The 20910-nt window shown below is 69.6% G+C and carries 16 protein-coding genes; 8 read left to right on the top strand and 8 right to left on the bottom strand.

Annotated elements, in window-relative coordinates; genetic code table 11:
- Positions 1–62 precede the first annotated feature (62 nt).
- Positions 63–953, bottom strand: coding sequence for an AraC family transcriptional regulator (locus tag SROS_RS22410; RefSeq protein WP_012891220.1), 891 nt, complete (start codon positions 951–953; stop codon positions 63–65).
- 177 nt (positions 954–1130) lie between these two features.
- On the opposite strand from SROS_RS22410, the gene SROS_RS51080 reads away from it, so the two are divergent.
- Entirely contained in the window at positions 1131–1286 is a 156-nt protein-coding gene (locus tag SROS_RS51080) for a hypothetical protein (protein ID WP_169369340.1), read from the top strand.
- A 780-nt stretch (positions 1287–2066) separates the two neighbouring features.
- Here the strand turns inward: SROS_RS51080 and SROS_RS22405 are convergent.
- Positions 2067–2843: a neutral zinc metallopeptidase gene (locus tag SROS_RS22405; RefSeq protein WP_012891219.1), complete on the bottom strand. Its 777-nt coding sequence runs from the start codon at positions 2841–2843 to the stop codon at positions 2067–2069.
- Between the two features lie 430 nt (positions 2844–3273).
- Here SROS_RS22405 and SROS_RS52265 point away from each other — a divergent pair, with 430 nt between their 5' ends.
- The 5 genes from SROS_RS52265 (at position 3274) to SROS_RS22385 (ending at position 10444) form a co-directional block, all read left to right on the top strand.
- Positions 3274–3504: a phosphotransferase-like protein gene (locus SROS_RS52265; RefSeq protein ID WP_342632938.1), complete on the top strand. Its 231-nt coding sequence runs from the start codon at positions 3274–3276 to the stop codon at positions 3502–3504.
- A 447-nt stretch (positions 3505–3951) separates the two neighbouring features.
- Entirely contained in the window at positions 3952–6711 is a 2760-nt protein-coding gene (locus SROS_RS22400) for a TIR domain-containing protein (RefSeq protein ID WP_012891217.1), read from the top strand.
- 326 nt (positions 6712–7037) lie between these two features.
- Entirely contained in the window at positions 7038–7685 is a 648-nt protein-coding gene (locus SROS_RS22395) for a DUF6461 domain-containing protein (RefSeq protein WP_043652618.1), read from the top strand.
- Between the two features lie 303 nt (positions 7686–7988).
- Positions 7989–9239: a leucine-rich repeat domain-containing protein gene (locus SROS_RS22390; RefSeq protein WP_012891215.1), complete on the top strand. Its 1251-nt coding sequence runs from the start codon at positions 7989–7991 to the stop codon at positions 9237–9239.
- 644 nt (positions 9240–9883) lie between these two features.
- Entirely contained in the window at positions 9884–10444 is a 561-nt protein-coding gene (locus SROS_RS22385; RefSeq protein ID WP_012891214.1) for a cysteine hydrolase family protein, read from the top strand.
- A gap of 15 nt (positions 10445–10459) precedes the next feature.
- On the opposite strand, the gene SROS_RS22380 is transcribed toward SROS_RS22385, so the two are convergent.
- The 3 genes from SROS_RS22380 to SROS_RS22370 are packed head-to-tail and all read right to left on the bottom strand — an operon-like array spanning position 10460 to position 14847.
- Positions 10460–13246 (bottom strand): FAD-binding and (Fe-S)-binding domain-containing protein, encoded by a 2787-nt coding sequence (locus SROS_RS22380; protein ID WP_012891213.1) that lies wholly within the window; start codon positions 13244–13246, stop codon positions 10460–10462.
- A 21-nt stretch (positions 13247–13267) separates the two neighbouring features.
- Positions 13268–14281 carry a zinc-dependent alcohol dehydrogenase gene (locus SROS_RS22375; protein ID WP_012891212.1) on the bottom strand — a complete coding sequence of 338 codons (1014 nt, stop codon included), beginning with the start codon at positions 14279–14281 and terminating at the stop codon, positions 13268–13270.
- The gene (locus SROS_RS22370; RefSeq protein WP_245564696.1) at positions 14281–14847 is read right to left on the bottom strand and encodes a fumarylacetoacetate hydrolase family protein; all 567 of its coding nucleotides are present in this window, start codon (positions 14845–14847) and stop codon (positions 14281–14283) included. Before SROS_RS22370 ends, SROS_RS22375 begins: the two co-directional genes overlap by 1 nt.
- A 411-nt stretch (positions 14848–15258) precedes the next feature.
- Here SROS_RS22370 and SROS_RS22365 point away from each other — a divergent pair, with 411 nt between their 5' ends.
- The gene (locus SROS_RS22365) at positions 15259–16143 is read left to right on the top strand and encodes a phosphotransferase enzyme family protein (RefSeq protein WP_012891210.1); all 885 of its coding nucleotides are present in this window, start codon (positions 15259–15261) and stop codon (positions 16141–16143) included.
- A 115-nt stretch (positions 16144–16258) separates the two neighbouring features.
- On the opposite strand, the gene vph is transcribed toward SROS_RS22365, so the two are convergent.
- The 3 genes from vph to SROS_RS22345 form a co-directional block, all read right to left on the bottom strand.
- Positions 16259–17119, bottom strand: a complete 861-nt coding sequence (gene vph / locus SROS_RS22360; RefSeq protein WP_012891209.1) for a viomycin phosphotransferase — start codon at positions 17117–17119, stop codon at positions 16259–16261.
- Between the two features lie 329 nt (positions 17120–17448).
- A complete protein-coding gene (cydB, locus tag SROS_RS22350; protein WP_012891208.1) occupies positions 17449–18447 on the bottom strand; it encodes a cytochrome d ubiquinol oxidase subunit II in 999 nt (332 codons plus the stop codon).
- A 9-nt stretch (positions 18448–18456) separates the two neighbouring features.
- Positions 18457–19788 carry a cytochrome ubiquinol oxidase subunit I gene (locus SROS_RS22345; RefSeq protein WP_012891207.1) on the bottom strand — a complete coding sequence of 444 codons (1332 nt, stop codon included), beginning with the start codon at positions 19786–19788 and terminating at the stop codon, positions 18457–18459.
- A 76-nt stretch (positions 19789–19864) separates the two neighbouring features.
- On the opposite strand from SROS_RS22345, the gene SROS_RS22340 reads away from it, so the two are divergent.
- Positions 19865–20749, top strand: coding sequence for a LysR family transcriptional regulator (locus SROS_RS22340; protein WP_012891206.1), 885 nt, complete (start codon positions 19865–19867; stop codon positions 20747–20749).
- The last annotated feature ends 161 nt before the right edge of the window (positions 20750–20910 follow it).

Genomic DNA, 20910 nt, shown 5'->3' with positions numbered 1-20910 from the left:
ATGGACGAAACCCTAGAAACGGGCCACCCCCGGGTCCATGCCTGAGATTGCCGGGAGAGCGGTCAGGAATTGCGATATGCCGAGGGACGAGCGCCCGTGTGCCGCAGGAAGGCCGTCGACAGAGCACCGGGACTGGCGAAACCGCAGAGCGGCGCGATCTGGGCGACTGCGAGGTCGGTATCCCGCAGCAGGTGTTGCGCCTTCTCGATCCGCAATCGGGTGAGGAAGCGGTGAGGCGTTTCTCCTGTTGCTCGGTTGAACACGCGGACGAGGTGATAGACGCTGAGATACACCTCGTCCGCGATGTCGGCCAGGGTGAGCGGTTCGGCCAGTCGGTCACGCATGAGGGCGATCGCCGCGCGGACGCGTGCGTCCTCCCGCACCGGCGCCCGTTGACCGGGTAGCCGGGAATGGCGGGTGAGCAGGTGCACGGCCAGGAAGGCGGCCGCGGACTCGGCGTACAGGTCGCCGGTCTCGTCCGCGGAGCCGACGGCGCGGACAGCCTCCTCGATCAGCGGATCGCCGGCGGCCACGGACGCCGCCATGCTCGCGTAGTCCACCGCGCGGCCACCCAGCTGCTCCGCGGTCCGTTCGACGGTGCCGCGCGGGATATGGACCTGCACGCTGCGCAACGGGCTGTCCGCGCGATAGCGGCGGAGGGCAGGCCGGTCCGGGACGCCCAGTTCGAGCCGCCCCGGTACCCAGGTGTGGCGGCTCCATCGACCACCGATCCGCGTCTCCATCACAGTCCGGCCTCCTACGGGCAGTATCAGATGCAAGTCCGCCGCGGCCGGCAACTCCATGTCCTCGACCAGCGGGACGTGGTCGAACCGTTGCGCGAGCAAGGACTGCCAGCCGAGGTCCTCCCAGCTGCAGTGCGTCCGCCGAACGTATCGATTCACGTCGAAACCGGCATAGGGCTGGAGATCGAAATGAACGGAGTCGAACACCATGCGGCCGAGGCTAACGGCATATGTCGCAGATCAAGATCTCCGAGCCTCACGCAGCCGGCCGTCTCAACCAACTACCGCAGTTCGACAGCTTGCCCCGCCCGGACTTACCAGAGACAGGACAACGTCGCCGCCGAAGGAAACGCCCGACGACGAGGCCGGCTCCGACCGGAGGCGGACGTGGAGCCTACCCAGCCGGCCCACGAACCGGCCGCCCAGGTCTCAGGCCCTCTCGACGCCCTCGCCTTCCTTGAAGGCCGCAGCCTGCTGGCCGGGCACGCGCGCCGGTGCACCTCGACGGTCTCGCCGTTCGCGCGGCGGCGTAGCACGGTGTAGAGCATGTCGTCGGTGATGACCGGGGCCGTCCGCCGTGCTTGCCCTTGCGGGCGGCGGCGTCGAGCCCTTCGAGGGTGGCTTCGCGGATGGCTTCGCGTTCGATCTCTTCACGGGAGACTACATACGGTGACCAGTGGACTTGAGGGTTGCGACAATTCGCGACAGTTAGATATGCGATCTCACCAGTACGGGACCTCTACGAGCCCCACTGACCCGCACACCACCAGCCCCGGGATCGTCATCGGCCCGGGGCTGACCCATTTCCGGGTCGCCGGCCCGCATCGCGCGACTCCGGTCGGCCGTCCCGAGCTGCGTGCCCTGTCCGAGCGCCTCCGGCCGCGGTGGCACTTCTGCGGCCACATGCACCATCGGCACCGGGCGGCCATCGGGCCGACGGAGGGCGTGCGCCTCGGCCAAATCCGGGCCGGGCGCGTTCGCCGTCGTCGAACGGGGTCCCGGCGGGCAGCCGGTGCTCGTCGAGGATGTCGTTGGTGCGGAGAGCGCCGTCGGCTTGGGGCTCAACGCGTCGGCGAATGTGACGGCGCAGCCCATGTGACCCGCCCAGCCCCCTGCGGGCGAGCAGGGCGCCGCACCGTATGGGCTGGTTCTCGCGGCGGTGTGCTCCGGGCCGGTCGGATGGACGACGCCGTGGCCGGCCAGGGCCCCGGCCAGCCGGTGGGATCCGCCGCTGGTGTCGATCAGGTGGGCTGTGCCCTACCAGCGCCAGACCGCACCGCGCAGGCGGATCCGCAACCTCGTGATCCGGACCCCTCACAGGTCTCAGGCGACTCTTCCCGCCGGTGCGGTGAAGGTGTTGCACGCTCCGGGCCGCAGGGTGTCGAAGCCGCGCTGTTCCCAGTAGACCCGGTTCTTGGCCTTGCCCTGCTCCTTGTGGTCGCCTTCCACCGACTTCCAGTCGATGATGAGATCGGTGCCGTAGGCCTTGGTGTGGGAGAGAGAGTCCCAGACACTTCCGAGGAAGGCCCCGGTGAGGCAGAGGTTCTGCAGGGAGACCTTCGCGCTCAGCGCCCATCGCTGCTTCTTCGACATTTTCGCCTCGGCCCGCCGCTCCTCGCTGAGAATGCCGCCCAGCTGCTGCACGTGATAGGAGTAGCCGATCGCCAGGCTTTCCAGCATGCGCGGGTGGTCGAGCTCATTGCTCAGCGCCGAGTCGGTGACCATGAGATAGATGGTCCCGGTGCCGATGCAGTACAGGCTGAAGGTGTCGCCGGGGTAGTAGGGGCCGCAGGCGGTCTTGACACGGTCCTTGTGCGACACCACGACCTTGGGCTTGGTCCAGGTGAAGCCCGCCTTCCTCACCTGCGCCGACCACACCCGGTCGAGACAGGCGGACATCTCGATGACGTAGAGGCGTGCGCCGTCGTGGCTGGCGCTGGTGAAGGCGGGTTCCTCACAGGTCTGCCGGGGGATCGCGCCGGTCTTGTAGAGGGGGTTGCCGGTGAGGACCGCCGAGGTCCCGGGGGCCGCGTGGGCGGTCCCGGTGAGGGGCAGGCTGAACAGCGCGCCGGCCATGAGGGCGACGAGGAGGGTACGCATGGCAGCAAACCTTACTGATCTTCTTGAGATCGCCATAAACATCTGCGAAACGGCCTCTGGCAAGGCCGGACTGTGTCACGACGCTCGGCACGATTCGGGCTCTATGACGACCGGACAGTGCAGGGGGATCCCAGAAGCGAGAAACATGCATCGTTTTGATGCCGATCGGAAACAACCGCCGATCCACAGCCTCCCTGGACCACGTGCCAGATGAATGCCGGAACAGGCGGGGACTCGCCGTCACCAACGTCCATGGTCGCCTTCTTTCGATCGGTGCGGAACACGACAGCGCGGGGGCACGTCGTCACCGCCGGGCGAGTCCGGGTAGCCGCTCGGCGGCGTTTTCGGGCTCTCCGGAGAGCTCAGGGCTCTGGGGCGAACAGGCGGGCGTAGTGGCCGTTCAGGACGAGAGCGACACTCCGTCCGTCTATTGGGGGATCGACACCCTGTTCCACCTCGTGCCGCCGGACTGGGGCGGTGGGCGCGGCGGTTGGCCGAGGAAGGGGAGGTGGCGCGCGGCAACGAAAGCGGACTCGCACGTGGGCACCTGCGCACGGTCCACGAGCACGGCTTCGCCTATGACATGACGGTCGGCACCAGCACGGAAACCCCCGCCGACCTGGCCAAAGCCGTCCTGCGACGTCCTCAGAACCGATTGTGATCCTTGTATCGTCACTCGTCGGGCACACCAGGCCCTCTGAGAAAGGCACCGAGACCACCTGCCCGCAAACGGGTGGTGGCCACCACCGCCCCCGTCTGAGCCGGGGCTCCAACTAAAGCCCGGCTCAGCGGCAACCCGCTAGCCTTGTCGACCGTCCTCCTGGTGCGTTTTGTCGCTCACGCCATCGGAGGATCACCGGTGCGTTTTTCCCACGTCGCCGCAGGTCTCGCCGCCTGCGCGGGGCCTCGCTCATCCCGGCGCAGGCCGCCGCCGTTCCGGCGATCCAGATCATCAAGATCTACTACGACTCCCCGAGGGGTGGACCGGCGGCACCGATGTGGCGGCGCCGCTACGGCGTCAACGAGTCAGCCGTGTCCGAGACAGTGAGGCGAGGTCATGCCCCCAGGTGAGCAGAGTGATCAGGCGCCGGTTGCGGTGGATCCGCCGATGGGCAGCGACCCGCCCAAGCGGTATGCGGCGTTCATCTCCTATTCGCACAGTGCGGAAGGCGCTTTTGCGCCTGCGTTGCAGGAGGGTCTGCAGAGGCTGGCCAAGCCGTGGCGTCGACAACGGGCGCTGGAGGTGTTTCGCGACCAGACCGGCCTGGCGGTCAGCGCCGGCCTGTGGCCGAGTATCTGCGCGGCCCTGGACGGCTCGTCCTGGCTGGTGTTGCTGGCCTCGCCGCAGGCGGCGCAGTCGGCCTGGGTGGGCAAGGAGATCGAACGCTGGATCGCCACCAAAGGATCGCAGACGATCTTGCCGGTGGTCACCGACGGCACATGGGTGTGGGACGAGCGGGCCGGTGACTTCGACCGGGAGGCCTCCACAGCCGTGCACCCGGCCCTTCACGGGGTGTTCGCGGCCGAACCGCGGCATCTCGATATGACCTGGGCCAAGCAGGAGACTCATCTGACGCTGCGTAATCCCCGCTTCCGCGACGCGGTCGCCGAGCTCGCCGCGCCCATGCACGGCCTGACCAAGGACGAACTCGAAGGCGATGATGTCCGCCAGCAGCGGCGGACGATCCGGCTGGCGCGCGGCACGGTGGCAGGCCTGGCCGTCTTGACCTTGGCGGCGTCGAGCGCAGCGGTGGTGGCCGTCAACACCGCTGAACAAGCCGGCGTCCAGCGGCGAAGGGCCGAGGCGCAGAAGAACTTGGCCCTGTCGCGTCAGCTGGTCGCGCAGAGCGAGCAGTTGTGGAGCGCCGATCCTCTCACCGCGCGGCGACTGGCCCTGACCGCCTATCGGCTGGCTCCCACCGATGATGCCCGCTACAGCATGCTGGCCGCCATGACCCTTTCCGGGCGCGCCGTCCTCAACGGCCACACCGACTATGTCCTGGCGGTCGCCTTCAGCCCGGACGGGCGCACCCTGGCCACCGGCGGAAACGACAAGACGATCCGGCTGTGGGAGGTGGCTACTCGCCGCCCGATCGGCGAACCGCTGATCGGCCACACCGCCGAGGTCAACGTGGTGGCCTTCAGCCCGGACGGGCGCACCCTGGCCACCGGAAGCCGGGACCGAACCGTCCGGCTGTGGGACGTGGCCACCCAGCGCCCGATCGGTGATGCGTTCACCAGCTCTGCCGACGAGGTCAATGCGGTGGCGTTCAGCCCGGACGGGCACACCCTGGCCACCAGCGGCGGCGACAACATGATCCGGCTGTGGGACGTGGCCAGCCGCCGCCCGATCGGCAAACCGCTGACCGGCCACACCGCCGAGGTCAACGCGGTGGTCTTCAGCCCGGACGGGCGCACCCTGGCCACCGGCGGAGACGACAACATGATTCGGCTGTGGGATGCGGCCAGCCGCCGCCCGATCGGCAAACCCCTGACCGGCCACACTAAAAAGGTCACCTCGGTGGCGTTCAGCCCCGACGGGCGCACCCTGGCCACCAGCGGCGGCGACAACATGATCCGGCTGTGGGATGCGGCCAGCCGCCGCCCGATCGGCAAACTCCTGACCGGCCACACGGCGGGAGTCCTCTCAGTAGCCTTCAGCGCGGACGGGCGCACCCTCGCCAGTGGCAGTCTTGACCGGTCGATCCGATTGTGGGATGTGGCCACACGCAGTTCGATCGGTGAACCACTCGTCGGGCACACCGACGCGGTATACGCGGTGGCCTTCAGCGCGGACAACCGTACCGTGGCCAGCGCCGGATCCGACACGTCGGTGCGCTTATGGGACGCCTCAGCCCATCGCCCGGCCGGTGAACCGCTGACCGGCCACACCGACGCGGTATACGCGGTGGCGTTCAGCCCCGACGGGCGCACCCTGGCCACCGGCGGCGGCGACAAGACCGTCCGGCTGTGGGACGGCGCCACCCGCCGCCCCATCGGAAAACCGCTGACCGGCCACACCGACGCGGTCGAGTCGGTGGCGTTCAGCCCTGACGGGCGCACCCTGGCATCCGGCGGAGACGACCACACGGTCCGGCTGTGGGAGGTGGCTACTCGCCGTCCGATCGGTGAGCCGATGAACGGCCCTCTCGCGCTCAGCGTGGACTTCAGTCCGGACGGTCGCACCCTGGCATCCGGTGGCGGCGACCACACGGTCCGGCTGTGGGAGGTGGCTACTCGCCGTCCGATCGGCGAACCGCTGATCGGCCACACCGCCGAGGTCAACGCGGTGGCCTTCAGCCCGGACGGGCGCATCCTGGCCACCAGCGGCGCCGACTACACGGTCCGGCTGTGGGATGTCGCCACCCGCCGCCCCATCGGTGAACCGCTGACCGGGCACACCGAAACCGTATGGTCGGTCGCCTTCAGCCCTGACGGGCATATCGTGGCCAGTGCCGCCGGCGACAACACTGTCCGGCTGTGGGATGTCACCACTCGCCGCCCGATCGGCAATCCCATGAGCGTGTTTAGCGTCTGGGTCGGCTCGGTGGCGTTCAGCCCCGACGGGCGCATGCTGGCCAGCGCCAGCAGCACCGACGCGGTGCAGCTGTGGGACGTCGCAACGCGCCGGCCCATCGGCGAAGTGCTGAACGGGCCTGCCGACGTGGTCGGCTCGGTGGCGTTCAGCCCCGACGGGCGCATGCTGGCCAGCGCCAACTGGGACAACACGGCGCGGATATGGGACCTGACCGCCTTCAGTAACCCCTTCAAAACCCTGTGCGACGCCGGGGGCTCGCTGCCGTCGGCCGAGTGGAACCGCTACCTTCCCGGGGAGCCCTATCAGCAGTTATGCCCCGGCGTTTCCTGATCGCCGCTGCGCCTGATCGAGCGGGTCCGGCCAGGTGGTGAGCATCGCGCGGGCTGCCTTCAGGGTGGATGTGCCCGGCGGTCTCCAGGGAGAGCTTCTGACTGGCGGGTGAGCCGGACGTTGCCGGGCCATCGCATCCGCCGGGTCGCCCCCTCACCGCTCGGGCGGTGGCGCGGCGTCCCGTTCTGGGCAAACTTCACTGCTGTCCCCGCCGCGCTACGGCAATCGTGCAGACCATCCTGGTCCTCGAAGGCATCGAAGGGGACTACTTCTCTCAGGATGAGAAGAGAGCTCATTGTGTCGGTGGGTACTGCCAGCATGACGGGATGATCGCGTCCCCTGACGACTACTCCCGATTCCCCTCCGAGCACCTCCCCGACCTGGGGGGTGCCTACTGCTTCACCTACGTCCGCGGCCTGACGCCTGAGGAACTGGTGACCCGGCTCGGCGCCCGGGTCGAAGACTGCTCTCACATGACGCTTGACGAGCTGACCCAGGATTCCTACTCCGGCTCTTACGAGCGGCGAACCTTCGGTGCCGTCGCCATCGGAGACTGGGTACTCCTCGTCGAGGCCAACGGCTCGCTCGGCGTCACCGACGAGATCATCATGCCGCTGTCGGCAGGCACCCGCCTCGTCTCCCACTTCTACCTCGACATCAAGTGCATGGACTACTTCCACTGGATCGAAGACGGAAAGACCCGGTTCGATTACCTGCACCAGGACGGCTACTCCCACTGGATCAAAAACGGAAAGATCCAGCCTGAGTTCCCGCACCAGGAAGGCTACTCAGAGGAGATGCCGGACGAACTCGCAGAGACCATGGAGCGGATCGACTCCGTCTACCCAGAGTTCACCGACCCCCACGAAGGGCCGGCGTTCCTCCTGGCCGAGCGCCTCACCGGGATCACGATGACGCCGCAGCTGCTGGAGGAGTCCACCTATCTGTGCGGAGTCGTTCCCGAACCGAGGTGAGCAGAACCCACCGTCCGCGACCCCCGCGGGCTGGCCGCAGCCTGCGGATCACGGGGTTGAGGAACCTGCGGACAGTCGTCAGCGCTGAGAATGATCATGGTTATGATCCGGCGACGGGTCGGCGGATCCCGCAGTAGCCCTACGACGGCTGCGGCGGAGCGGTTCCGGCATCCGCGGCCGAGCACCCCAATGATCCGCAAGCTGTTCCGCAGCGCAGGTCTCTACCCTTGCCGTCGCCCCTCGCGCCTGAAACGGCGCGACAGGGCCGGAGCCGGACCCCCGACGACGAGGAGCAAGATCTCAATGAAGTCCGAGATCGGCCGCAGGACCGCCCACGCGCGCATCGACAGGTGCCTGCGGGACGGATCGACCACGCTCGACCTGTCCTCCCTCGGCCTGAGCGAGATCCCCGAATCACTTAGCGACCTCACCCACCTGGCCAGGCTCGACCTGAGCGAGAACAATCTGAGCGACATACCCAGCTCGCTGCGGGACCTCCCCGCCCTCACCGAGCTCAACCTGCGTGCAAACTTTCTGGAGACCGTATCCGACACGCTGGGAGACCTCGTCACCCTCGAGGTGCTCGACCTGCGTGAAAACGGCCTGAGCCAGGCACCCGACTCGTTGGGAAACCTCATCGCCCTCACCGAGCTCAACCTGAGTGAGAACTATCTGAGCGCCCTGCCCGACACGCTGAAAAACCTCACCGCCCTCACCAGACTCAACCTGTCCTCGCTCGGGATGCTGGCGCCGGAGTTCTTCCCCACACTCGGATTGACGACGTTGCCCGAATGGCTGGGCAACCTCACCGACCTCACCGAACTCGACCTGAGCAGCAACCGGCTCACCGCCCTGCCCGAGGTATTGGGCAACCTCACCGACCTCACCCTGCTGAATCTGAGCGGTAACCGGCTCACCACCCTGCCCGACACGCTGGGCAACCTTGCCAGCCTCACGAAGCTCAGCCTGTACGGCAATCAGCTCACCGCCCTGCCCGAGACACTGGGCAACCTCACCGACCTCACCGAACTCGACCTGAGCAGCAACCGGCTCACCACCCTGCCTGACACGCTGGGCAACCTTGCCAGCCTCACGATGCTCAGCCTGTACGGCAATCAGCTCACCGCCCTGCCCGAGACACTGGGCAACCTCACCAACCTCACCGAACTCGACCTGAGCAGCAACCGGCTCACCACCCTGCCCGAGGTATTGGGCAACCTCACCGACCTCACCACGTTCATCGCACACGACAACCTGCTCACCGCGGTGCCGGAGTGGTTGGGGGACATCACCGATCTCACCCTGCTGGGTCTGAGCGGTAACCGGCTCACCACCCTGCCCGACACGCTGGGGAATCTCACCAGCCTCACGATGCTCAGCCTGTACGGCAATCAGCTCACCGCCCTGCCCGAGACACTGGGCAACCTCACCGACCTCACCGATCTCGAACTGTGGAACAACCGGCTCACCGCCCTGCCCGAGTCGCTCGGCGACCTCCCCGACCTCACCTGGATCAACCTGTCGGGTAACCCGATCGACGCCGACGACCGCTGACAGGCCGCTCCGGTTCTCCCGCTTCGCCGCCGGACGTCCCGCCTCCCACCGAGGTCAGGCCGAATCACGGGGCGAAAGACCGGTGAGGCGGTGCTCGCCGCAGGAGCTTGTGACGGCGATGCGGACGCTCGGCGTCTGCGGTGCCCGCGCGATCCTCAGCGACTACACACCAGATCATCCCGACACCTGGGCCAGGCTCATCCGCCGGCAGGTGGCGCAAGAACACGGAGCCGGCGGCGAGGAAAGACCGGGTAAGGATCGAAGGGCGCCGAGAGGACCTCCATCATCGCCCTGGAGCGCGACTCCTGCTCGAAGGCTCGGAAGCGGCGCACGTCGCGAAGAAGGCGCGAAAGGGTATCCCGTTTGCGGAGATCTGATGGAGTTTCGCCCCCTTTTCTATGATCATCGGAATCTCGGCTGTGGCGTGTCCCTATGCTTGGGGCGTGGACATCGTCATCAGACTCGGTCGGCGGGGAGCCGCCCCCGGTCGTTCCTCTCCTCGCCGTCATTCTCCGAGCGCTGGAGCCCCACCCCTCGCTCCACTGAAGATCTGAACTCAGAACAGGCCCTGGATCGACGACAACAGCGCCAAGATGCGGCCGTGGAAGACGGCCGATGGCGCGCCGTACAGACAAGGAAACCGTATGACCACCACCGCGCTCATCGTCGGCGACCTGCAGGCGGGCATCGTGGACAACTATCCCTTCGCCGCCGGCGTGATTCCCGTCATGGAAAAGGTTCTCCCCGCGGCCAGAGCCTCCGGAATCCCGGTGATCTTCATACGTTTCGGGCTCCGGGCCTCAGGCCTTGACATAGCAGCGGGAAACCAGTTGATCAGCACCCTGCACGGGGCGGGGACGCTGTTCCACGAAGAATCCTCCGAGACGCTCGTGCACCCGCGCATCGAGCCGTTGCCGGGCGAGGCCGTCGTCCTCAAGCGCCGCGCCAGCGCGTTCGCGGCGACCGACCTCGATCGGCTCCTGCGCGCCCAGCGCATCGACTCGATCGTGCTGACCGGTGTCGCGACCGGGGCGATGGTCGCAGCCACGCTCTACGACGCCGCCGACCGCGACTACCACGTGACCGTGCTCAGCGACGCCTGCGCCGACGGGGAACCGGACGTGCACGACTTCCTGATCAACCGCGTCTTCCCGGCCAGGGGTGCTGACGTCCTCACGAGCCACGAGTGGACCGCCCGCCTGTGACCAGCCGTCAGCACGTCAGGCGGTGACCTCGTAGAGAAGTTCGAGCAGGTGGCGGTACGGCTTGCCGGTCGCGCGGGTCAAACCGAGTTCGCACGTACGGTTGACCGAGGCGTGGGCGGCGAAGTCTCCGACGGTCACCACGGCGGCTTCTGACGCGGTGGCCGAGGCGGTCAGCTCCGGGTGCAGCAGGCCACGGTCGCCGGCGAAGGCGCAGCACTGCCAGCCGTCCGGGATGACGACCCGCTCGGCGATGGCCTCGGCGATCCGGGTGATCGCGGGGTCCAGGCCGAGGCGGGCGGAGGAGCACGTGGGGTGCAGTGCGAGCGAGGGCAGGCGGCGGGCGGCCGGTAGCCGGGGCAGGATGTGCTCGGCCGTGTAGGCGACCGCGTCGAGCACCTGGTGGGTGGTGAGGCGGTCCAAGCCCTCGGTGCAGGACGCGGCGTCGCTGACGACCGGGATGCGGCCGCCGTCGGTGGCGGCCAGCAGGACCTCGCGGACGCGGCCGGCCATGATCTCGTGGCCCGCGGTGTAGCCCTTGGAGGACCAGGGGGTGCCGCAGCACAGGCTCCCGATCGCCTCGGGGATGTGGAGGCGCAGGCCCGCGCGCTCGGCGAGGCGCCGGAAGGCGGTCATCACGCCCGGCCCCCCGTCGGCGGGTGCGAACAGGGTGTTCAGGCAGGAGGGCAGATAGACGGCGTCCGGGTGCTGGGCCGGGGCGGGGCGGCGGCGGGTCCCGCCCCGGGGCAGGTCGCGGGTCCACCGCGGGACGGCCTCGGGACCGGTCAGCGCACGGGCGGCCCTGCTGGTGGCTTCGGAGAGCGCGGGCGGGGCCGCCGCCGCGGCGTCCAGGGCCAGGTCGAGTGCGCCGGCCACGGCGGTCCAGCGGTTCGCGGCCATCTTCCAAGTCTTCTGCGCCAGGCGGCCGTGCCGCTCGGCGCGCAGGCGTTTGGTCAGGTCACCGGTGTTGATCAGGACGGGGCAGGCGGTGGCGCACATGCCGTCCACGGCGCAGGTGTCCACGGCGTCGTAGCGGTACTCGCGCTCCAGTTCCACAGCGAGGGCGCGGTCGCCGGCGGCCCGGGCGGCGGCCAGCTCGCGGCGCAGGACGATCCGCTGGCGCGGGGTGGTGGTCAGGTCACGGCTGGGACAGACCGGCTCGCAGTAGCCGCACTCCACGCACCGGTCCACCTCGGGCTCGACGGTGACGACCTGCTTGAGGTCGCGCAGGTGCGCGTGCGGGTCGTCGGTGAGCACGACGCCCGGGTTGAGGGTGCCGGCAGGGTCGCACAGGTGCTTGACCTCGCGCATCACCTCGTACAGCTCGTCGCCGTACTGGCGGCGGACGAAGGGGGCCATGACGCGGCCGGTGCCGTGCTCGGCCTTGAGCGTGCCGCCCCGGGACAGGACCGCGCCGACCATGTCCTCGGTGAAGCCGGCGTAGCGCTCCAGGTCGGCGGGGAAGCGCTCGTTGAGCATGAAGTGCAGGTTGCCGTCCTTGGCGTGACCGAAGATGACGCTGCGCTCGTAGCGGTGCCGGGCAAACAGGGCGGTCAAGTCGTCGCACAGGTCGGCCAGCGCTGCCACCGGGACGGCGACGTCCTCCAGCAGGGCGGTGGTGCCGCTGGGGCGGGCACCGGCGACGGCGGCGTACAGGCCCTTGCGGATGTGCCACAGCGCCGCGCGCCCGCGGGAGTCCCTGCTGAGCCGGGCCGGGGCGGCCAGCGGCAGAGCGCGGAAGAGCTCCCCGGCGGCACGCTCTCGCTCGGCCAGCAGGGCGGGATCGGACTCCTGCCATTCCACCAGCAGCGCGGCGTGATCCCGGACGGCGAGCGCGTGCAGGACGTCGTCGGCCTGGGGGTCGCCCTGGGCCACGCGCAGGGATTCGGCGTCCAGCAGTTCGACGGCGGCCGGATCGGCGGCGACCAGGCCGGGCATGGCCGCCATCGCCTGGCGCAGGGTGGGGAAGAGGAGCAGGCCGGTGGCGGCCAGGGGGTGGGCGGGGACCGTACGCAGCACCGCCTCGGCGATGAACCCCAGGGTGCCCTCACTGCCGATGACGAGGTGGGCGAGGATCTGCGCGGGCGAGTGGTGGTCGAGGAAGCTGTTGAGGCCATAGCCCATGGTGTTCTTCAGCGCGAACTGCGCGGTGACCTGGCGGACCGAGTCGGGGTTGCCCCTGACCCGGTCGCGCAGCCGTACCAGGCCCGCCGCGAGGTCCGGTTCGAGGGCGCGCAGGCGCTCGTCGGCGTCAGGGGCGCCGGTGTCCAGCACCGTACCGCTGGGCAGCACCAGGGTCATCGACTCCAGTGTCCGGTAGGTGTTGGCGTGGGTGCCGCAGGTCATGCCGCTGGAGTTGTTGGCGACGACCCCGCCGACCGTGCACGCCGACTCGCTCGCCGGGTCGGGGCCCAGCTTGCGGCCGTACGGCGCGAGCCGGGAGTTGACCTGCCGCAGCACCGCTCCCGGCTGGACCCGCACCCGCGCACCGCCGTCCAGCACCTCGATGCTCCGGAAGTGGCGCCGCGTGTCGACCAGCAGGTGCTCGGTCACCCCCTGCCCGCTGAGGCTGGTGCCGCCGGAGCGGAACGTCAGGGGCAGACCGGTACGCATCAGCGCCGCGACCTGGTCGGCGTTCTCCGGCACCAGTACGGCCTGCGGAGTGAGCAGGTAGTGGGAGGCGTCGTGCGCCATGCCGAGCCGGTCGCTCGCCCGCGTACGGGTGATGCCCGGCACGGCCGACTCCACGGCGACGAGGACGGCGGGGTCGGGCACGGTCAGGCGTCGCGGTTCGGGCTGGGTCACGCTGGTGCTCTCCTCGTGGCTCTAACGACGTGGATCGATGTGGATCTTCGGCCCCTGCCCCGCCTCCGCAGGGCGGTGACCGGCAAGGACGTCGAGCCCCTCGGCCAGGCCGACCGTGGCGGCCACCAGGGGGCGGGCGTCCACGGACGCGTCGGCGTAGGCGGCGATGGCGCCTGCCAGGCCGGCCGAGCCCCCGAGGACACCGACGGCGGTGACGTCCTTGAGCACCAGATGGCGGGTGTCGATGGTGGAGGGTGTACCGGCCAGGCCGATGCAGACCACCCGTCCGGCCGGTTCGACCAGGTCGAGCGCGAGCGCGGGCAAGTCGCCGGCGTTGGAGGCGTCCACCACGGCGTCCCAGGCCAGCTCCGGCAGTGACGGCCTGGTCCAGGCGCCCTCGAAGCCGAGCGTCCGGGCCAGGCGCAGCCCTTCGGGATCGCGGCCGAGCAGGTGGACCTCGATCCCGCGGGCGCGCGCGAACAGCGCCGCCAGCAGGCCGATCGTGCCGGTTCCCAGCACCAGCAGGCGTCCGCCCGGTGCCAGGCCGGTGCCCTCGACGGCCCGCAGCGCGTTGCCGCCGGGTTCGACGAGCGCGCCCAGCGTGAGGTCCACGGTGTCCGGCAGCGGTTGCAGCGCCGAGGCGGGGACGGCGAGCTGTTCGGCCAGCGCGCCGGGACGGCCGCGGCTGATGCCGATCTCGGCCAGATCGGCGCAGACGTGGTGGCGGCCGGTACGGCAGCGGTGGCAGCGGCCGCAGCCGAGCATGGTGTCGCCGGTGACGCGGCGGCCCAGCCAGCCGGCGTCCACGCCCGCGCCCACCGCGGTGACCGTGTCGCACCATTCGTGGCCGGGGCGCAGCGGGTACCACGAGCGGCCGCTGTGCAGGTAGCTCATCTCGCCGGTGAACAGCTCCACGTCGGTGCCGCACACGCCCACCCGCCCGACGTCCACGATCACCTCGCCGGGCGCGGCGACCGGCGGTTCGGTCTCCTGGAGTTCGGCCTTGCCCGGTCCGGTGACGACCAGCGCGCGCACTACCGGGCGCCCAGGACATGCTGGCGCCGGCTGCCGAGCCGCTCGATGCCCAGCTCCATGACGTCACCGGGCTGCAACCAGATCGGCGGGGTGAAGCCCATGCCCACGCCGGGCGGGGTGCCGGTGTTGATCAGGTCGCCGGGCTCCAGCACCATGAACTGGCTCAGATGATGCACGACGACGTACGGGTCGAAGACCATCGTCTTGGTGGTGCCGGTCTGGCGGCGCACCCCGTTGACGTCCAGCCACATGCCGAGGTCGTTGACGTCCGGGATCTCGTCGGGGGTGACCAGCCACGGACCGGCCGGATTGAACGTCTCGGCCGACTTGCCCTTGCTCCACTGCCCACCGCGCTCCAACTGGAAGGCGCGCTCACTGACGTCGTTGACCACGCAGTATCCGGCGATGGCGTCCTTCGCCTCCTCCACCGAGTCCAGGTAGGAGGTGCGCCTGCCGATCACGATGCCGAGCGCGACCTCCCAGTCGGGCGCGGGAACCGGAAAGCTTGGGTCCCCCTGGCGACGCGGACGGCATCGCGCGGTGATCAGCAAACCGATCAGGGCCATCACCATCCAGACGGTGAGGTAGGCGAATGCGACGCTCGGCGAGACGAGCGTCCAAAGGACGTCTGCGATGGTACTTGTGGCCAGGTGCTCACGGAAAATCATCAGCGCGCGTGGCCGCCGGCGACCTGCAGGACCTGGCCGGTGATCCACCAGGCCTGTCGGACTCTCGGGCTGATGCGTGTACAGCGGCGGCGTTCCGGCCGACGAAGACCCCCGTGATTCTCACGTCTGCGCCCCACATCAAGCCAGAGCACGTCGAGCTCCGGCGGTATCGTCAGACCCACGTCGGGCGGGCCACCGCTTGGAGTGTTGATCGTGCTGGGACTGGCCTCGGATTTCTTCTCTATCGCGGGGCAAGTTGTCCCGACCTTGGCGCGTCCGCCGCCAAACGGAAGCGCGTAGGCTGGCGGGATGATCTACGCCAAGACGCCCCTTACTCGTGAGATCCGCGAAGCCGTGGCCCTGACCTGGGGCGTCACGGGAGAGGGGGAGCGGTTGCACGGCGGAGAGGAATCCGCCGCCTACCGCCTCGACGGGCACGTCATCCGCGTCGGCCCGGCGTGGCGCGCCCCCGCCGAGTCGGAGTGGTGCCACGCGATCGCCCGGCACGCCGCCGCCGGCCTTTCCGAGGCTGTCGCCCCGCTGCCGGCTGCCGAAGGGACGACGGTCATGGTCGTGGACGGCCGCCCGATCTCCTGCTGGCCGTATGTCGAGGGCGCCTGGCCGGACTCCGACATCCCGGCCCAACGCGAAGCCGGTGCCCGTCTGCTTGCCAGGCTTCACAGGTCCCTGGCCGACTTCCGCCCCGGCCCGCGCCCGGTGCCCGCCTTCCAGGAGTCCGGCCTGTACGGCGATCCGCCCCAGGACGCCGTCGAGCTGGACGACCCCGATCTGGACCGCTGGCTGGCCGCCTTCCACACCGAGCATCCCGTCCGTCACCCCCTGCACGGCGACTACTACACCGGCAACACCCTGGCCAGGGACGGCCGGATAGTGGCGGTTCTCGATTGGGACGAGACCTTCGTCGGCGCCCCCGAACTGGAACTGGCCGCCGCCGCCCTGGAATGGGGCGACGACCTGGCCGGACCGAGCAAGGAGTTCGTGGCCGCCTACCACGAGGCGGGCGGCACGGCGGCCCGCCTGGACGAGGAGTCGCTCGCTCAGCTCGTCAGGCACAAGCTCCGCAGGGAGTACGCCTACTTCCACAAGGCCATCCGCGCGGGTACAACGCACGACGAGGCGGACGTCGAATACCACCGCGCCCGGGTAGAGCTGTTCCACCGGCTGCGCCCCTGACCGCGGCCGGCGGAGATCCGGGAGTCCTCGGGCGTTCGTCGTCGGCATGACGAACGTACTGATCGTCGGCTCCGGGCTGACAAGGACGGACGCCGGCCGGCGCGCCCGCCTGCAATCAGCGGTAGCCGGTCAGGCCGTCCGCCAATTCTTCTTCGTCGCCGTCCCGGCACGCGGACAGGGCCTGCTGCAGGGCGAAGGTGGCGCGGATAGTGGCGATGCGGGTGGCCATCCTCCTGTCCGACCAGCCGCCGAGCGTGAGCACCTGGTCAAGGAAGTCCTTGCCGTAGCCGGCGCCGATGGCCGCAAGGTCCTCGGCAGGATCGCCGATCGAGACCTCGTCCCAATCGATCACCCCGCTGAGCCGCGGCAGTCCGTCGTCGCGGACCCATAGGACGTTCTCGGCGCCGAGGTCCCCGTGCACCACCGCTTCGGTGATGTCGGGAAGGCTGTCGAGCGCCGCGAGCTCCCGCTCGGCCTGTCGACACCCGCCATCGGACATGAGAGGGAACAACTCGGCACGGACATCCGCCGCGAACTGCCGCCACCGACCTTGTGGTGCCGGCAGGGCCGCTCGCACCTTCTCGTCGGCACCGGCGCTGGCCAGTCCGGACAGCAGCGTGACGTACTGCGCCGCGACGACCTCGGCCACCTTGGAATCTTCGAGCGCATCCGCCTCCAGCGGTGCTCCGGGGACACGGCTGAGAACCAAGAACGGCAGCTCGACCGCGCCTTCAGCGCTGCCCTCACACAACGGCCGAGGCGTGCGGCAGCCGAGATCAAGCCCGGCCAGTACGCGCATGACAGCGGCCCTGCGCGGCAGCCGCGCGGCAGCCGCCGCGGTCCGAGGCAGGCACACCACACGGTCTGAGGCGATCACTACCTGATGGAATTGCCCGTGCCGGACGGTGAGACCTTCCGGTTCGACGCCCGGCAGCAGCCGGCTCAGCAGCACGCGATTCGCCTGCAAGATCCCCATGAGGCGTGAACCGTTCCTCTCGTCAACGTGGCGGAGTGCCCTCAGACCGGGTCAGTCTGGTTGCACAGCCTGGATGAGATCATGCCGGATCGGATCGTCCCTTCGATCATCGGGCGCCCGAACTCCTCTGGAGAGCCTGCGCCCCTTCACCGTGTCGATCTCATGAAACGCCTGCGTGAGCAGAGCGAGTACGGGAGGCCCGCACCCCACGTTCGCCGGCCCGGCGCGACAACGGCGGAGAAGGAGAAGGTGCACCAGGCGGCGAGCGCCACGGTGATCAGATAACCGAAGGGCGTGAAACCTCCATATATCGCAATATGAACGCCAGATCAGAAGTGGCCGGGGGCCTCGACCCGGCCGCGGAAGGCCCACCAGCCGAAGGCCTGGTAGCCGAGCATGACGGGGAGGAGGACGACGCCGAAGGCAGTCAGCGTCTCCAGGGTCGCGGCGTCGGCGGCCACCTCGGTGAAGGTCAGGCTGTGCCGCGGGTCGGCGCTCGAGACGAGCATGTAGGGGAAGGTCGACAGCCCGGCCAGCGGGACAGGCAGCGCGACGGCGGCCGCGGTGGCGGTGAAGGCGCGTCCCGGCCTGCCGTACCGCAGTGCCCTGCGGCCGGCCAGGGGCAGGACCGCCAGCAGCACGGTCGCCGCGGTCGCCACGAGCGGGTTCGGCGGCCGCACACCGAGCGCGAGGCCGGCGGCGAAGGTGACGACCACGGCAGCCGCCGCCCAGGTCAAGGCGCTACGCGCGGCCGAGTCCGCACGACTGGCCACCTCGCCCGTGGTGCGCAGGGAGAGGAAGGCGCCGCCGTGCCCGATGAGGAGCAGCACGCCGGTCACCCCGGCCAGCAGCACGAACGGGTGCAGCACGTCACCGGGCGAGAGGACGAATCCGTGATCGCCGCGCAGCGGGACACCGGCCAGCAGCAGCCCGATCAGCGTGCCCATCAGGAACGCGGGGATCGCGCCGCCGGCGACGATCAGCACGTCCCATACGCGTCGCGCGGCCGCGCTCTGGGAACGACCGCGCAGCTGGACGGCGGCCTTGCCCGCGACCAGGCCGAGCAGGAGCAGGACCACCAGCAGATACAGGCCCGACAGCAAGGTGCCCTCCAGCAGCGGGAAAGCGCCGAACAGCACGCCGGCGGCGGCGACCAGCCACACCTCGTTGCCGAAGAAGTACGGCCCGAGCGCGGCCAGGACCCGGCGGCGGCCGCCCTCGTCCCTGCCTGCCAGGGGAAGCAGCAGTTGCGCGCCGTAGTCGAAGCCGGCGAGCACGTAGTACCCGGTGAGCAGGGAGCCCAGCAGCGAGAGCCAGAAGAGTTCCATGACGCTCCTTCAGAATGCCGGTACGGGTTCGGCGGCCGGTTCGGTGGGCGCGGGTTCCAGCCCGCGGCGGGCGGTGCGCGCGATCAGGACCCAGTTGGTGACGGCCAGCGCGCCGAGCACGACGACGAAGCCGGCCAGCGAGCTGATGATCATGGTCCGGGTCAGGCCGGGCGACAGGGCCTGGGCCGTGGTGAGCCTGCCGTACACGATCCAGGGCTGCCGGCCGATCTCGCGGGAGATCCAGCCGCCGAGGGAGGCGACGAGAGGCAGCGGGATGAGGATCGGCAGTAGCCGCAGCAGCGGGCCGACGGGCCGCGACAGCAGGACTGCGCCCATGATCAGGAACCAGAGCAGGTAGATCGGCCCGCGGTACGGCCCCGGCTCGTTGAACAGGAAGCCGCCGAAATACTCGCCGGCCGGGTAGGCGGTCAGCGCGACAGCGACCACGGCGGGTAGCCGGCGCCGCAGCAGCGGTTCGCGGAAGACGACCAGGAAGGCCGCGAGCGCGAGGATGCCGAGCAGGTAACCGAGTCCGATCATGACGTACTGCCCCCAGAGGACCCAGCCGGGCTCGTCCATCATGGCCGTCTTGGCCGGTTGCGTGGCGGCGATGATCGGGTATTGCAGGCCGCCGGCGGCATAGACGGGGAAGGTGACGACGGCGGCCACGAGGACGCCGGTCCGGAGCGGACCGCGGAAATCCTCCCTGCCGCGACGCAGGTGGTGGGCGCTGACCCCGGCCACGAACAGGCCACCGGTCAGGAGCGCGGCGAGACTCACGTGGGCCAGCGGCACCAGCGCGCTCGGATTGGTGAGCAGCGCGCCGAAGTCGGTGAGGTAGGCCACGCCGTCCCTGACCACCGAGCCGACCGGGGCCTGCATGTAGCCGTTGGCGACCAGCACCCAGAAGGCCGAGGTGTAGGCGGTGGCCGTGACCAGCCAGATCAGCGTGACGTGCAGTCCGGGCCGCAGACGGTCCCAGCCGAAGATCCACATGCCGAGGAAGGTCGACTCGGCGAAGAACGCGATGAGCGTCTCCAGGGCCAGCGGGGCGCCGAAGACGTTGCCCGTGTATTTCCCGAGCCCGCTCCAGGTCAGGCCGAACTGGAACTCCATCACAAGACCGGTGACGATGCCGAGCGCGTAGTTGATCACATAGATCTGGCCCCAGAACCGGGTCATCCGGTCCAGTGCCGCGCGCCGTACTCGATCCCGTGCCCGCAAGGAGCGCGTCTGCATGATCGCGACGAGCGGCACGAGGCCGAGGGTGAGGATGACGAACAGCCAGTGCACCCCCGTCGTGACGGCGAACTGCAGGCGGGCCAGATCCAAGATGTCCACGCGGACGACCCTAGGAAGGAGGGCTATATGCTGTCCAAGACCAGTTTTTCTATATGTTCATAGCTGTAGAGGCATAATGGATCTGCTGTCACTGCGCTACTTCCAGGCCGTGGCCCGCCACGAGCACATCAGCAAGGCAGCCGAGGAGCTCCGCATCGCCCAGCCCTCGCTCAGCCGGACCATCGCGCGGCTGGAGGCTGACCTGGGCGTGCCGCTGTTCGACCGGCACGGCAGACGGATCCGCCTCAACCGGTTCGGCGCCGCGTTCCTGCGCCGGGTGGACAGGGCCCTGGCCGAGCTGGACGACGCCAGACGCGAACTCGCCGACGCCGCCGGCCTGGCCCGCGGCAGCGTCTCGCTCGCCTCGGAGACACTGCTCACGATCACCGAACCGGTCAAGAGCTTCATCGCCGAGCATCCAGGCGTCGCCGTACGCCTGTTCCAGGCGGCCCCGGAGGTCATGGTCGAGCGGCTGAGCGAGGGACAGGTCGACTTCTGCCTGGCCTCCGAGGTGCTCGACGGCCCGGGTCTGGTCCATGACGAGCTGGTCCGCGAGGAAGTCATGCTCGCCGTGCCGCTCGGGCACCGGCTCGCCGGCCGGCGGGAGGTGACCGTGGCCGACCTCGCGGGCGAACCCGTCGTCACCACCCGGCCGGGGATCTGGCAGCGCACGCTGGCCGAGCGGCTGTTCTCCGAGGCCGGGTTGGAGCTGGTGGTCGCCTGCGAGATCGACGAGGCCACCACGGCCATCGAGATGGTCAGCGCCGGGCTCGGCGTGGGGTTCGGGCCCGCGTGGTATCTCCGCTCGCCGCTGGCGTCGCGAGCGCCGTTTTCTCCCGTACGGCTGGCCGCTCCCGGCGCCGAGCGGGTCCTGCGGCTGTACTGGCGGCAGGGGGCCTACGTGTCCGAGGCGGCCCGCCGCTTCCGCGACCACCTGGCCGCCTCGCTGATGGCGACCTAGACCGAGATCACCGCGATCGAGCACGCCCTGGATGACACCGGGGGCGCTGTGACGATGGCTGTTCATCATGGGTTGATCAAGAACGCGGTGCCTGACTCGTTCACCGGCGTGGGGCGCAGCGGCCGCCATCCACCGTCCGGCCCGGCCGGCTCGACTTCGAT

The sequence above is a fragment of the Streptosporangium roseum DSM 43021 genome, from assembly GCF_000024865.1.
GTDB classification, from domain to species: domain Bacteria; phylum Actinomycetota; class Actinomycetes; order Streptosporangiales; family Streptosporangiaceae; genus Streptosporangium; species Streptosporangium roseum.
The sequence above is the reverse complement of the archived record's forward strand: the minus strand, read 5'-3'. Positions and strand labels throughout refer to the sequence as shown.